Source organism: Candidatus Flexicrinis affinis, from assembly GCA_016716525.1.
GTDB classification, from domain to species: Bacteria; Chloroflexota; Anaerolineae; order Aggregatilineales; family Phototrophicaceae; genus Flexicrinis; species Flexicrinis affinis.
The window spans coordinates 551,631-565,696 of sequence record JADJWE010000001.1; the positions used below are offsets into that span (position 1 = coordinate 551,631).

Sequence of the window (14,066 nt, forward strand, 5' to 3'; positions counted from 1 at the left end):
CGCAACGTCTACGCCAACCGATACGCCTACGCCCACCGCGACGCGCACACCGACCGCAACCGTCTTTCGGACGCCCACCATCCATCCTTCGATCACGCTCGAGCCTGTGATGCCCGAGGTGCGCGCCGAAGTGCTGTTCCCGCTTGGCGTGGCCTTCGACGTGCGCTTCCGCGCGCCCGCCGCCGGCATGGACTGGGTGATCTACACGTGGGAGCAGGGCAGCGCGCGCGACCGGGCAACCGTCGACCTCGACAACATTGTCATCGGAGACGATGGTTGGGTGCGTATGACGGTGCTGTGGGAAATCCCCGCCGATCCGCCCGAGCCGTTCGTGCCGCTGACGTTCACATGGGCGTTTCAGCCGACGGCGCAGGCGCTTGAGACGGTCGCGATCGAAGTCGTCCTGACCGACCAACGCTTCGAGTGGGACGTGCTCCAACTCCCTGACGACGGAATTGCGATCGCCGTACCAGAGGGCGCGGTAACGACGGCCGCGATTGCCGCGCAGCTTGACCGTATCCGGGAGCTAATTGGGCCGACGAGTCGAGAAATCCCCGCGATGAAGCTGGCCCTTTTCGACTCGGCACGCGGGTCCAATGCCTGTACCGAGAATCCTGATGTCCAGAGCATCGTGTTGGCCGAGCGCCTCCCTTGCCGGATTACCGACGCGGACCGGATCTACGATCGGACGCGCTGGGTTCGACTCACGGCGCCGCGCCTCAGCGGAACGGTTGCGCAGGACGTGATCTCGGAATTTGTCATGCAGCGGGTGTTTGCTGAAGCGTTCGAGGCAGACACGACACCGCAATGGTTCAAAGTGGGGGCCGCGCAGTACTTCTCATCGGTCGGCAAGGCGCAGGCGCTGATCTCCGTGCGTGATGCCTTCCGCACCAACCGTCTGCTGCCATCGCTGGACGCTGCGCCTACCGACCCCGTTCGCGAATCGTTGTGGCGCGACCAGAGCTTCGGATGGGTCGTGTATATGACCGACCAGATCGGTCGCGACGGACTGCTGGCCGTCTTTGACGCGATGACCGATGGCGCCACGCTTGATGAGGCGTGGGCGGCAGTTTCAGGCGGGCAGACGACCGCCGCAATTGGGGCGGGGTGGCGAGCATGGATTTTCACGCCGCAGGCGGACATCGCCTACAGTGCGCCGCCGTTCGGCCCGCCGACGCCCACCGTGCGGCCTTCGCGAACCTTTACGCATACGCCGACACCGACCGAGACGTTCACGCCGTCACGCACGCCGACCGACACGCTGACGCCCACCGTCACCTTGACGTATACGTCAACAACGGCCAGCGGCTTCGCGCCGCCGACCCGCGCGCCGTCGCTGACACCATCCGATACCCCGACAGCCACCGCGACCCCGCGCCCTGCCGAGGTCTTCGAAGTCCCGTCGGAAGCCGAGCAGACGATGCCGACGGCAGCGATCGTCGTGGGCGGGCTTATTGCGGCTGCCGTCGTGCTGATCATCGCGATAACGTTGATTCTGCGCAGACGCTGAACGACGTACACTAGCGGTTATCGGACAACACGCAGATACACGGGGAAACATCACATGCCGGTAGACATCGGTTGGAGGGCAGGCAAGCGCCTGCTTGGCGTTCGCTACTACGGAAAGGTCGTCGCTGACGACGTGCGCGCGCAAACCGAACAGATGGGGGTGTTCGTCAAAGAAGGAGTCGCGCCGATTCACATGGTTATCGACGCGTCAGGCATCAGCGGTGTGGGGATCGGGTTGGGCGACCTGCGTTCGCTTTCAACGCCCAACTTCCCGGAAATCGGCTGGATGGCGATCATCGCGCCCAACGCCATGTATCGCTTCTTCATCTCGATCGGCGTGCAGTTCTCGCGCGGGCAGTACAAGTTCGTCAACTCGCTCGACGAGGCCGAGCAGTTCCTGATTGAGCAGGACGCGACGCTCGAGGCCGTCCTCGAGGCATAGCTCGCAGGGCAGCGGAACACGACCCTAGCCGCCGCGCGGTTATCCGCTACGATTCATGCGCCAGACGAACCGAGGCGTATGATGATCAACCTGTATGAATTGACCCGTCCCGAACTAGACGCGCTGTTGACAAGCTGGCAGCAGCCCCGTTTTCGCGCGGGGCAGGTCTGGTCGTGGCTGTATGACAAGCTGGCGGCCGACTTCGAGTCAATGACCGATCTGCCGGAGTCACTGCGCCGGCAGTTGAGTGAGACGTGCACACTCGGCGTGCTGCGCATTGCCGCCGAACGCACCAGCACCGACGGCACTGCTAAGCGTGTCTACGAACTGCCGGACGGGCAGCTCATCGAATCGGTACTGATGCCGTATGACGACGACCGGCGCACGGCTTGCATCAGCACACAAGCAGGATGTGCGATGGGCTGCGTGTTCTGCGCAACCGGCCAAATGGGATTCGCGCGGCACCTGAGCGCAGCGGAAATTGTCGAGCAGGCGGTTCACTTCGCGCGCCAGCTTCACCGCGAGGGAGAACGGCTCTCGAATGTCGTCCTGATGGGCATGGGCGAACCGTTCCACAACTACGATGCATCGCTGGCGGCCGTGCGCCGTTTGATGGCCGACCTCGGCATCGGCGCGCGGCACATCACCATCAGCACGGTCGGGTTGGTGCCGCAGATTCGCCAGTTTGCCGACGAAGGGCTGCAGGTTCGCCTCGCGATCAGCCTGCACGCCGCGACCGACGAAGAACGCTCGGCGCTGCTGCCAGTCAACAAGCGCTACCCGCTGGCCGATCTGCTCGACGCATGCCGCGAGGTTGTGGAAAAGACGGGTAGGCGCGTAACGTTCGAGTGGGCACTGATTGCCGGCGAGAACGATTCGCCTGAACAGGCTCACGCGCTGGGCAGCTTACTGACCAACCTCAACTGCCACGTGAATCTGATCCCCTTGAATCCAACCGGCGGCTACGCAGGTCGTCCGTCCGACCCGGCCGCGGTGCGCCGGTTCATCGAGATCCTCGAAGCGTATCACGTTCCGGCGACTGTGCGCGTCAGGCGTGGAATCGACATTGACGCCGGCTGCGGGCAGCTCAAGGCGGCGGTGCTGAGGCAGCGCGGTCGCGTTGGCATCGAGGACATCGACTAACGTGCTCACCGTCGGGGATGCGCTCGGGCTGGCCGTGTTCTCTGGCGCGCGCTGTGTCGCCGGCACGGCAGGGCTGGGCCGTGTGGTCCAATGGGTGCATAACGTCGGCGTGCCGGACGCGGCTAACTGGCTCAACGGCGGCGAACTAGTCCTGACGACGTACATCAATATGCCGCAGGACGCCGACGCGCAGGCCGCGTATCTCAGCGCAATGATCGACAAAGGGGTTGCCGCGCTTGGGATCGCCGTCGGCCGCTATACCGATAGCATCCCCCAGCACCTGTGCGACCTCGCCGAGTCGCACGGGTTCCCGCTGATCGCCGTGCCCTTCCAACTGCTGTTTGTCGATATCGCACGCACGATCAATCAGGCGATTGCACAGCGCGACCTGCGCGCGGCGCTAGACATCCATCAACGCCTGACTCGGCTTGTCATGCAGGAGGCCGGGCTGACCGAACTGGCGGTCACGCTGGCAACGCTGGTGCAGCAGTCGGTCAGCATTGAAAACGACCGCTTCGAGGCGTACGCGAGCCACAACCTTGCGCCAGTGGACGAGGCGCGCCGCTATACGCAGCAGCAAGGGCGCACTGACCCGCGGCTCGTCGCCGCGTTGGAGTCGCGCGGGTACCTGCCGGAAATCCGGCGCACGCTGCGCCCGATCATGCTGCCCAAAATGCCCGATGTAGGACTGGAGATGGAGCGTATCCTCGCACCGATCGTGCTGAACGGCGAGGTATACGGCTATCTGTGGATCATCGCGGACGGCAGCCCGCTGACCGAGCTTGAACGGATGGCGGTCGAAAGCGGGTCGACTGTCGCGGCGTTAATGCTGCTGCGCGAAGAACGCGCTCAGCGCGCTGCCGTCGAGGAACGGGCCGAATTGGTCACCCGTCTATTGTCGCCGCGCGCGATCGAGCGCGAGGACGTGTACGCCGACCGCGCCGCGCGCTGGGGGCTAAATTTGCGGGCGTCCTACCGGGTGGTTGTGGTCAATGGCGTCCGTCCGCCGCTGAACCCGCTGCTGGCACGCACCGAGCGGTGGCTCCAAGCGGCCGTTCTGAACGGTTTGGCGGGCATAAGCGCCGACCAGATCGTGCTGTTGGTCGAGGATTCGCCGGCGCTGGTGGATGCTGTGCGCCAGTGGATCGCCCAGATCGGGCCAGAGCGCGATGAAGTATGCGCTGCGATCAGCACGGCCGGGCGTGGGGTGTCTTGGGCTGCGCACGGACTAGTCGATGCGCAGGACGCGTTGATGTTGGGCGGACGGCTGGGCGACACCTCGTCGATCCTGTCCTGCGACGACCTGAGCTTTCCGCTGACGCTCTATCGCGCCGGGCCGGCAGCGCTCGACTCCAATCCGCACGTGCCTGCGCTGCGCGACTTACGCGCCGAGACGGGCGCCGACCTGTTCCACACCTTGCACGTCTATCTTGAACAAGGCGGGAGCGGGGTCGCGGCGGCGGACTCGCTGCACATCCATCGGTCGACGCTCAATTATCGTCTGGGCCGGATCGCCGAGGTCACCGGCACGGAGTTGAGCGACCCGCGGCAACGACTCGCGCTGCATACGGCGATCGTGCTGATGCTGCTATTCGATCCCGACGATCTCGCCTAGCGTGCACCGATGCGCGAATACCTTGATGCCATTCTTGAGGCACACGGGCTAGGGCGGGCTGGTCACGTGACACGTCCGGCCGACGGGTGTAACAACCCGATCTACGTCATAGACGATCGTTATGTCGTTCGTTTTGACGGACTCTTCAGCGCCGACGAGACCGACCCCGAAATCACCACACGCTTTGCCGGCGAGGCGTGGGTGTATGAGACACTTCGCAAATTCGACCTGCCAGTGCCGGACGTGCTTGCACTGGACGACCGGCGGACAGTCGCGCCGATGCCGTACATGGTGATGACATACGTGCCCGGACGCGCGGCGATCGAGAGCACGGCGTTGACAGCCCGTCAGCGTCAGGCGGTGGCTCGCGACGTGGGGCAGTTTCTCGCACGGATGCACAACGCGATGTCGTTCGATCAATTCGGCAAGTGGCATCAACTGCAAGACGGGACGCACATGGCGGCATGGGCGGAATGGCCGACGTCCTTCCTAGAGCGTTACGTGGACTGGTCGGAAGAACTCGGCGGTGCGGCAAGCCCCGATCTGGTGCGCGATATGCGGGCATTGGTGAACGCCGCGCGACCGGCGTTCGAGCAGGTGACGCGGGGTGTTATCGCGCACCGCGACGGACACCCCGGAAACATGCTGCAAGTTGACGGACGGCTATCGGGTGTTGTCGACTTCGAGTGGTGGATGGCCGCCGATCCGGCGTGCGATTTCGCTGTGGACGACCAGTGGGAGCAGTTTGGAGCAGGGTGCGTCGATGCGCTGTACGAAGGCTACACGTCGATCCGCCCGCTGACGCCCGGCCATGCCGAAAAGTCCCGCGTTTATCACTTGCTGCGGGACTTCGACGACATTGTTACGCGATTTGCCGCCGGCGATCGTGCGGCTTCGCAGGCGGCGGCGCGAGATCTGCGCACTAAGCTCGGTTGATCGCGGCTCGGATTTCGCGGGCGGTCTCGCCGAAATCGGACGTAAACGCATCCTCCGGGTGGCGCGGGCGGCGGATCGTCACCGGAATGTCCGCGACGATCTGTCCGGGGCGGCGGCTCATCACCAGCACACGGTCGGCCAGCAGGGTCGCCTCAGTGATGTCGTGCGTAACCATCAACACCGTTTGCTGCTCCCTGCGCCACGCCCGCAGCAAGTCGAAGCTGACTTGCTCGCGGGTGAGCGCGTCGAGCGCGCCAAACGGCTCGTCGAGCAGCAGCACGTGCGGCCGCTGCGACAGCACCCGCCCCAGCGCGACACGCTGCGCCATGCCGCCGGACAGCCCGCCCGGGTACGAGTTCGCGAACTCCGTCAGGCCCAGCATTTCGAGCAAGGCGTCGACTGTCTCCAACCGGTTCGCGCGGTCGACGCCTGCCAGCTCGAGCGGGAGCGCCACGTTGTCGCGAACCGTCCGCCACGGCATCAGTGTCGCGTTCTGGAACATCAACCCGATGCGTGGAGACGGCCCGCGCACGGTGGTGCCCTCCAGCCGAACCGCGCCCGCAGTCGGTGCAAGCAGTCCGGCGATCACGTTGATGAGCGTGCTCTTGCCGCAGCCGCTCGGCCCGACGAGGCACACGAACTGCCCGGGCGGAATATCGAACGACAGCGGACCGAGGGCGGGCAGGGGCTCGCCGTTCGGCTGTGTGAAGGTCACCGATAAGCTGCGGATTTCGAGCACGATGTGCGCCTAGTTCTCCGGCGTGGCCGCGATTGGCGGAGCGACCTCGTAGTCGATGCCCATCGGGACGTAGCCGTTGGTGTACGCGCCGGTCACGTCGAAATCGGCGGGGACGCTGCCCATCAGGGCCATCACGTCGCGCGTATTGAGCCACACATCATCGTTGATGATCCCGGTCAGCGGATGATCCCACAGATCGATCGTCGCCAGCAGTACCTCGAACTGCGCGAGTTCGGCGGGTTCGAACGCCTCGCGCAGGGCGTCACGGACTTCGACGCGTTTCTCGGCGAATGCCTCGGGGGCAGGGAAGGTGGCGAGCAAAGCGTCGAACTCGGCGGCGTAACCCTCAAGCGCGCTGACGAGTGCCTGCGACTGAGGTAGGTTTTCGACATGGTTCAGGCTGTGCAGGTAGGCGCGGGCGGGGTTGGTCGCCGTGTCGAACACGCCCTGATCGAACGCGATCGTCACCATCCAAAGGAGGTCGCCCTCGTTCTCCACCACAGTTTCGTTGGTGACGATGCCGTTGGAGGCGATATTGGCGATGTCGGCCACTTCCAGAACGGTGATACCGGATACGTCTCCACATTCCCCGGCGTCGATCCGGCGCTGGATCTCGAGCGGTTCGTTGTTACTGTAGACGACCGCGGCGTCTACGCCACCGGCGCACAGGATGTCCGGCGCGACATAGCCGATCGACTCAAGCTGGAGATCCGCTTCGGTGAGACCGGCGCTGGCGAGCAGCGCGGTGAGTGCGGTGTAGTTGGCGCCGAACGGCCCGGGAATGCCGACGCGCAGGCCGGCCAAGTCGTCGGGCGAGTCCATTTCGACGCCGTCGCGGGCAACCACGGCGACCGGGTACTGCATGAACCATGCATAGACATAGACCACCGGGATGTCGGCGGCGCGCGCAAGCAGTACCTGCTCACCGCTGATCAGCCCGAACTTTGGCTCGCCCTGTGCGATCTGGATCACGCCGAGATTCTCGTCGCCGTGCTGAATCTGCAGATCGTAACCCGCCTCGGCGAAGTAGCCCTCTTCGATGGCGACGTACAGCGGCGCGAATTGAACGTTGGGGATGAACGAGGCAAAGAACGGCAGTGGCTGAAGCGGCACATCCTGCGCGGCTGAACCAAGCCCGGTCACGGCAAGCAAGAAGACGAGCAGTAGGCGAAAACGGGATGTCATGCGCAGCTCCTCACAATCGGTAGACTCATTCGAACTGCTGCCAACGCAGCAAGCGGCGTTCCATCATCGTCACAAGGCGGTACAAGCTGAGGGCCAGCGTGGCCAGCAGGATCACGGCGACGAACACGAGCGGGATATCGTACTGCGAGAGGCCCAGCCGCACGAGATGCCCCAGTCCGGCGCTGCCGTTGATCAACTCGCCGACGACGGCGCCGATCACGCTCAACGTCGCCGCGGTCTTCAACCCGGTGAGCAGCACCGGCATAGCCGCCGGCACCTCAAGCTTGACGAACATCTGCCGGCGGGTCGCCTGCGAGACGCGCATCAGATCGACCAGCGTCGGCGGCACGTTGCGAATTCCGACCACCGTGCTCATCAACATGGGGAAGAACACGATCAGCGCGCTGGTGATGGTCTTGCTGGTGATGCCAGGAAACCAGATGACCAGCAGCGGGGCATAGGCGACGACTGGCGTCGACTGAAGCGTGACGATGATCGGCGAAAGCACGTCGTCCAGCAGCGGGCTGTGGGCGATGACGTAGCCGAGCGCGACGGCGAACAGGACTCCGAACCCTAGCCCCGACAGGACCTCGACCACGGTCGTCCAGATGTGCGGCCACAGGCGGCCCGAGCCGAACCAATCGACGAACTCGGCCCACACGGCGGCCGGCGCAGGGAGTTGATAGCTGGGGAACGCTTTCGACATCACGAGCAGCTGCCACGCGATCAGCATCAGCCCGAGCGTGACGATCCCCGCGTAGCGGCGGATCGTGCGCGGGGCGACGCGGCGGCCATAGCGCACCGGGATGCGCGTCAGGCGGACGAGCGGAAGCGGGAACTGCATCAGAAAACCCCGTTCAATACGACCGGGGCCGAGTGGGGGAGAACCGCATGCCGCCGGAGACGGCCAACATCATACCATGCGCGCATGCGAACTGGCAGCACAAGAGCGCCGTGGTACGGTACGTCCGGCGTACAGCGACCTTCTCCCATCCGGACTGTAACCGTCGGCCCCGGACTTACACCGGATCAGCCGCCGCTTCCGGTGTCCCGAATGCAGCGGGTCGCGGGCTGGGGGACGCTTATGCCCCGTCACCGCCGGTAGGGAATTCCACCCTGCCCCGAAGGTCTGTCGATTGAGTCGATCATATCACGACAATGGCGCGGTGCGTACGAACGGTGCGCCGGAACTTATGAGACGTTTAGCGAGGACGCGGCTATACTGATCAACAGAGTGTGACGACGGTGCTTTGGAGAGGATTTGCCGATGCGACTCCGCGCGGTGATCGCGGTGCTGGTGTTGATCGCGGCGGGCTGCCAGTCCGGGTCCCAGACCCGCGAGCCGATCGGGACGGTGACGCGGCCGGAATTGGTCGGCCTGATCGACTGGGAACGGTCGCCGCTGGCGGTCGTGTTTCGCGCGGAGGTGACGGCGGCGGACGCCAACGCGTTCGAGCGCCGCAACGACGTGGCAGACTGCACGATCTACGGCGACAACCGCGTCGTGTACACGCCGCCCGGCGGGCTTGCCGGACCGGTCGTGTTCCAGTCCGTCAGCGACGAGGCGATCCGGGTCTTTGTCGAAGAACTCACGCTGATCTACCAGTTCTACAATCGAGGCAGCGGGTTGGATGCGCTGGCGCCGGAAGACCGTCCGCCGTTCATCGAGACACTGCTGCTGGTGGTCAACGGGCAAGCGCACCGGGCCGATGCGCTCGGCGCGCTGCCGGATGGCTACTATCGGGACGTGGCCGAACGCTGTCGTGCGGTCGCCGACTCACCGGCCGAGCTGATCCCGGCGGCAGGCTATGTGTCGGTGCGGCCGATCACGTATAACCCCGAGCGCTCCAGCGTCGAGTGGGAATTGCCCGGCGAACTGAATCTGGCCGCGCTGACCCCCGACGAACGGGTGTGGGTTAGCGGATCGGCGATGCAGGACCTGTGGCGGATGCTGCGGATCTACGGCTCGGACGTACAGATCACGCAGGGTGAAGCGACGCTGCAAGCCGCCGTCGAGGTGCCGGGCGTGACGCGCTTCTCTCCGCCGCGGCCGTGAGTGCTGCGCCGACCATGCGTGTATAAGTGGACTGCTGCGACTTTTTGACATAAGGACGAATGCGATGAAGGTGCTGGTCACAGGCGGGGCAGGGTATATCGGGAGCCATGTCGTTTACCGGCTGATCGAGCGCCGGCACGACGTGACCGTGTTCGACAACTTGAGCGCCGGGCACCGGCAGGCGGTACATCCGCAGGCCACGTTCGTGCAGGGCGACCTGCTCGACATGGCCGAGTTGACGGCGACGTTCGACGCCAACCGGCGCGACGGCGCGCCCCCGTTCGACGGCGTGCTGCACTTCGCCTCGCACATTCAGGTCGGGGAGTCGATGCGCGATCCGTTCAAATACCTGCGCGACAACGTCAACGCGATCACCAATCTGCTCGAAGCGTGCATGACGACCGGCGTCGACCGCTTCATCCTGTCCTCGACGGCCAACCTGTATGACGCGCCCAAGCGCATCCCCATCACCGAGGACGAGGCGCTGATCCCCGGCAGCGTGTACGGCGAGACCAAGTACATCGGCGAGCGCTACCTCATGTGGATGGAACGCATCTACGGCCTGAAGTACTGCTGCCTGCGCTACTTCAACGCCAGCGGCGCGCACCCCGACGGCATCATCGGCGAGGACCACCGCCCGGAGACGCATCTGATTCCGCTGGTGCTTCAGGTTGCGCTCGGCCAGCGCCCGCACGTCGACGTGTATGGCACCGACTACGACACGCCGGACGGCACGGCGATCCGCGATTATGTGCACGTGACCGATTTGGCCGACGCGCACATTCTGGCGCTGGAGGCGCTCAAGGACGGCAAGAGCCGGGTGTACAACCTCGGCAGCGGGAGCGGCTATTCGGTGCTGGAGGTGATCGAGTCGGTGCGCCGCGTGACCGGCCACCCGATCCCGGTCAAGGACGCGCCGCGCCGGGCGGGGGATTTACCGCGTTTGGTGGCGGACAGCACGCGCATTAGCGCCGAGCTGGGCTGGGAGCCGATGTACGACACGCTCGACCGCATCGTCGAAACGGCCTGGGCGTGGCACCGGGATCATCCGGACGGGTATGGGGGGTAGGGGGACCAGAGTAAGGGGAGTCTGTACCAAGCTAGTACGTGGCCGGCAACTCGCTGTTACTAAATGAACAGCCGGTAATCGTAGGGTGGTGAGCCGAATCGCTCGAGCAGAAGACCGATTCGTGAAATCATTCCGGCAGTCTCTATTGTGGCTGGCAATTTGCTATACAGATCCATGTTGTTCCAATTCATCTTCGTAAGTCCAAGGATCTCTTGGGCCAACACGGCTAACGATGACGATCCCGCGTGTCTCGTTACTTGCAACGGGGTGGGAATGTGACGTCCGCCCAAGAAGTAGCGCCTCCCAGGGATCACCGCTTCGGTAACACCATGCGTCCAAAGCAGGGCACGCTTCGACTCCAGCAATATCGCTGTACCTCGTCGGATTGGGAAGTTGTCTGCTTGTAAATTACCATTCCTTGACGGGGTGCATGCGGTGAAGCGCAACGCGTGGTCGCTAGATATCTCGATCATGTCAACGGAAGCAATACCAGCGAACCCTTCGGTAAACCCAGCTACCTCGTCCCGTGTGAACCTAGTGTTCTTATGAATGACAATCCGCTTTGGCAGGCCTCGGCCAGCATGATAGAGTAGCTGTTGTGTGTTTTCAGCGGAGCGTCGTGCATCTTCACGTGACAGGTGAGGATTCTTTTGCCGATCGAAGAACGGATCCTCAACTTTACTCAGGCGATAGCCCAGTCCCAACCCGGCCGAGTCGAAGATGTGACTGCAACCCACAACAATTTGCCTTCCCTTTGGTGCGTTCCGAACGATCGAATAGCCTACGCCCATAAAGGCAGTATCTGCGTCTATGCTTTCAAGCGCCCACGGCGTGCGAAGCGCCTTTACATAAATTGCGAGACTCAACCACCACTTGATTCTGCATTGGTCGGGGTAGTTGATGGGTTTGTCGCGTAGGAATTGGGTCGCCACGCCATTCTGGACACAATACGCCTTTATTGAGTCGTGAAGGTCGAAGTACTCATGATCAACATCGTACCTAGTCCATTTCTCCCAGCGATCAGGAACGTAAATGATAATAGCTTTTGCTGTAGAACCTGCTCGTATACTGTCAATTAGCCTCAAGATGTGCTGATGAAGCATGCTCGCGCCTGAAACTACGTCGAGACCCTCATCAATTTCAGGGCACTCCAGCCAAAGATTGTCGGAAGGCTGAGGTATCCGAAGCGGGACTCCAAATGCCGAGCTGAAGCCGGGGTACTCCAGCAGATATTCGTCCTGTTGACGCCGTGGCTTTACACTAAATTGAAACGAGTTTAGAAACGTAGAGACTCGAGGTGTATCTAGCTTGGGACAGATCACGGCCAGTTGTATTTCTCGGCCGAGGACTCCGTCATTCAGTCGAAAATCATAAGGCTGATTTCGAGCCAATCCTCTAATTGGGTGAACGTCCTTGACGAAACCATCACCCTGCATGTTTCTGAAGACTAACGAGGGATCTCTGTACTCCGTTCCATGATGGCGTATCTGAGATTCGAGCGATTTCGGCAACGATATCGAGTTCTTCGCTCGAAAAGATGAGACGGTTGCTAGTGATGGTGATGATGCGTGGACTCGAAATTTCCAGCGTGCGCCTTGTGTTGGAAACTCGATTGTAGTTGATCCCGCTGGAAAGAGTTTATTGATCCAATCAGATATCGCCGCGTGATATTGGCCGTTATATTGTTTGGCCGTTAACTGGTAGTTGATCTCACGATCCTGATCGTTGGAAGCTGGATCGCCATTCCGTAGAAATCCCTTCATGCGGGGGGTAAACGACAAATACACATGATTGCTGAAAGTGCGAAAGTTAAGGACAACAGCATCGTGTATGTCAACAACGGTACCGCCCAGATTGACTGTCTCAGAAGACCTTAGGTTCCAGAGCTGCCAACTCCTGTGAAACCTGCCCATGCCAAGGTTTATCTCGGCTGAGAGGTACTTGCTTATCGCCTCTAGCAGGATGCCTGTAACAACGCTGTCCTCAAACTGAAGTTCTTTGGTGTCAATGTGCGTAATCGACACTTCAGTCGTAATTTGGCTGCCAAATGCCTGCCTAATATCGTCAAGCGTTCCTAGGGCTAGGACTTTCCCTTTGAGGAAACCCGCGGCAATTCTCCTGTCACCAATGAACGCTCGGATCTGCTTCCACGGGCTTTCTGTAGTCGACATCGAAACTTCAAACTGATATAGCTCTGCAGGGCACTCAATTTCGACGGCATTACTTCGAATAACAGCCGTTGGGGTGCCAGTACCTACTGAGAAAGGCGCTCCTGAGGTTGACTGCCGCTGAATTGCCTGGTTGCGGAGTGCATCTGCGCGATCTCGGAGTTCTGCCTGCAAGCACACTGTCCCGAGCCTAAGCATTACATCGTCAAAGCCCTCTGTTGAGATGTAGAACGCCTCGCGGTTGTTGGCCGCTGCCGTCTCAAGAAGAGTTATCACCGCATCATCTGGCTTCTCATTATCGTATCCACACCAGAACAATCTTCCGTTGCCAGGGGCTGCGTACGCTTGGGACAAACCGGACATCACTGACAGATCACGGCCACTGTATCCAATAACGATTAGATCGGTGTCTCGCAGGTGACGTACGAGGTGCGCTACGAACTCACTCTCCATTGATCTGACTTCTTCGGCCGTGTTCTTGAGTGCATCGTACCTGTAGTCTCCGTGGAGATAGACGTGGAGCAACTCATTGGCAGAGGGCTTTCGCTCTACTCTGTTTCTTGTATCCATTCCGGCTTCAATAATGGTGATCTGGGGATTGGTCATCGACCCCGCAACACGGGGCACTAGGCCATCAAAATTGGTTGTCCACACAGTGTCAACTACCCCAGAAAGGGCAAGCAGACACAGCACCTTGTAACCTACAGACGGTTTCGCCTGCCTGCTTAGCGATTGGAAGAACTTTGCCCTGTCGCTTGGGATTGGATAACATTTCTCGGCATAATAACCATACTCCTCGTTTGCCCCAAGATCTGGATACTCTTCTTGATCATTTAGCCAACGTTGTATCTGATCCCGCACTGCCTGGAGGGCAAGATTCGAAAGCTGATCCCTCAGACTAGGATTCTGTGAGACGACTATGCTTCGCTTCCACTGCCAAATGCAGTCGATAGCAGACGGAATGCCGGAGTTGACTGAAGCACCAGCTCCCAAGAGTATCGAGTACGGAGAACCTGTGTTGACTTCAACTGATCGAACCAGTGCATCAATAGTGAGTATCTTCAGCAAACCCTTAGCCTCGCCTCCTGCCATTCACCCCATGCGAAACCGAATTGCCATGTACCACGAATCTCGACCGCGGAGCACAAATCATCCACGCAGGCGATAGACCAGACATCTCCAAAAGATTCAGGTTTATGCGAAA

Annotated in this window: 10 protein-coding genes, 1 pseudogene and 1 riboswitch; of the genes and pseudogenes, 7 read left to right on the forward strand and 4 right to left on the reverse strand. The window is 61.6% G+C overall.

Features of this window, described 5'->3' with window-relative positions:
* Position 1 precedes the first annotated feature (1 nt).
* The 5 genes and pseudogenes from IPM16_02145 (at position 2) to IPM16_02165 (ending at position 5,645) form a co-directional block, all read left to right on the forward strand.
* Positions 2-91: pseudogene (locus IPM16_02145) on the forward strand (halocyanin).
* A gap of 1,473 nt (positions 92-1,564) precedes the next feature.
* Complete coding sequence (locus tag IPM16_02150; GenBank protein ID MBK9121912.1) at positions 1,565-1,951, forward strand: hypothetical protein; 387 nt, start codon at positions 1,565-1,567, stop codon at positions 1,949-1,951.
* 78 nt (positions 1,952-2,029) lie between these two features.
* Positions 2,030-3,094: a 23S rRNA (adenine(2503)-C(2))-methyltransferase RlmN gene (gene rlmN / locus IPM16_02155; GenBank protein ID MBK9121913.1), complete on the forward strand. Its 1,065-nt coding sequence runs from the start codon at positions 2,030-2,032 to the stop codon at positions 3,092-3,094.
* Between the two features lies 1 nt (position 3,095).
* Positions 3,096-4,709 carry a PucR family transcriptional regulator ligand-binding domain-containing protein gene (locus tag IPM16_02160; GenBank protein ID MBK9121914.1) on the forward strand — a complete coding sequence of 538 codons (1,614 nt, stop codon included), beginning with the start codon at positions 3,096-3,098 and terminating at the stop codon, positions 4,707-4,709.
* 9 nt (positions 4,710-4,718) lie between these two features.
* Entirely contained in the window at positions 4,719-5,645 is a 927-nt protein-coding gene (locus IPM16_02165) for a phosphotransferase (protein ID MBK9121915.1), read from the forward strand.
* Here the strand turns inward: IPM16_02165 and IPM16_02170 are convergent.
* Genes IPM16_02170 through IPM16_02180 form a run of 3 tightly spaced genes read right to left on the reverse strand, consistent with a single transcriptional unit; the run spans position 5,632 to position 8,413 of the window.
* Positions 5,632-6,384 (reverse strand): ABC transporter ATP-binding protein, encoded by a 753-nt coding sequence (locus IPM16_02170; protein ID MBK9121916.1) that lies wholly within the window; start codon positions 6,382-6,384, stop codon positions 5,632-5,634. The genes IPM16_02165 and IPM16_02170 overlap by 14 nt on opposite strands.
* Positions 6,385-6,393: 9 nt before the next feature.
* Positions 6,394-7,569, reverse strand: coding sequence for an ABC transporter substrate-binding protein (locus IPM16_02175; GenBank protein MBK9121917.1), 1,176 nt, complete (start codon positions 7,567-7,569; stop codon positions 6,394-6,396).
* A 25-nt stretch (positions 7,570-7,594) separates the two neighbouring features.
* Complete coding sequence (locus tag IPM16_02180; protein MBK9121918.1) at positions 7,595-8,413, reverse strand: ABC transporter permease; 819 nt, start codon at positions 8,411-8,413, stop codon at positions 7,595-7,597.
* Positions 8,414-8,546: 133 nt separating this feature from the next.
* Positions 8,547-8,702, reverse strand: a riboswitch (FMN riboswitch).
* A gap of 134 nt (positions 8,703-8,836) precedes the next feature.
* Here IPM16_02180 and IPM16_02185 point away from each other — a divergent pair.
* Both IPM16_02185 and galE read left to right on the forward strand, forming a co-directional pair.
* On the forward strand, positions 8,837-9,625 hold the full coding sequence (locus IPM16_02185; GenBank protein MBK9121919.1) for a hypothetical protein: 789 nt from the start codon (positions 8,837-8,839) through the stop codon (positions 9,623-9,625).
* Positions 9,626-9,689: 64 nt separating this feature from the next.
* Entirely contained in the window at positions 9,690-10,694 is a 1,005-nt protein-coding gene (gene galE / locus IPM16_02190) for a UDP-glucose 4-epimerase GalE (protein ID MBK9121920.1), read from the forward strand.
* A gap of 59 nt (positions 10,695-10,753) precedes the next feature.
* On the opposite strand, the gene IPM16_02195 is transcribed toward galE, so the two are convergent.
* Positions 10,754-13,954: an SIR2 family protein gene (locus tag IPM16_02195; GenBank protein MBK9121921.1), complete on the reverse strand. Its 3,201-nt coding sequence runs from the start codon at positions 13,952-13,954 to the stop codon at positions 10,754-10,756.
* Positions 13,955-14,066 lie beyond the last annotated feature (112 nt).

What these genes read in the sequence shown, in the direction of transcription:
- IPM16_02150 (MBK9121912.1), top strand. Translation starts at nt 1,565, where the DNA reads ATGCCGGTAGACATCGGTTGGAGGGCAGGCAAGCGCCTGCTTGGCGTT.
- rlmN (MBK9121913.1), top strand. Translation starts at nt 2,030, where the DNA reads ATGATGATCAACCTGTATGAATTGACCCGTCCCGAACTAGACGCGCTG.
- IPM16_02165 (MBK9121915.1), top strand. Translation starts at nt 4,719, where the DNA reads ATGCGCGAATACCTTGATGCCATTCTTGAGGCACACGGGCTAGGGCGG.
- IPM16_02175 (MBK9121917.1), bottom strand. Translation starts at nt 7,569, where the DNA reads ATGACATCCCGTTTTCGCCTACTGCTCGTCTTCTTGCTTGCCGTGACC.
- IPM16_02180 (MBK9121918.1), bottom strand. Translation starts at nt 8,413, where the DNA reads ATGCAGTTCCCGCTTCCGCTCGTCCGCCTGACGCGCATCCCGGTGCGC.
- IPM16_02185 (MBK9121919.1), top strand. Translation starts at nt 8,837, where the DNA reads ATGCGACTCCGCGCGGTGATCGCGGTGCTGGTGTTGATCGCGGCGGGC.
- galE (MBK9121920.1), top strand. Translation starts at nt 9,690, where the DNA reads ATGAAGGTGCTGGTCACAGGCGGGGCAGGGTATATCGGGAGCCATGTC.
- IPM16_02195 (MBK9121921.1), bottom strand. Translation starts at nt 13,954, where the DNA reads ATGGCAGGAGGCGAGGCTAAGGGTTTGCTGAAGATACTCACTATTGAT.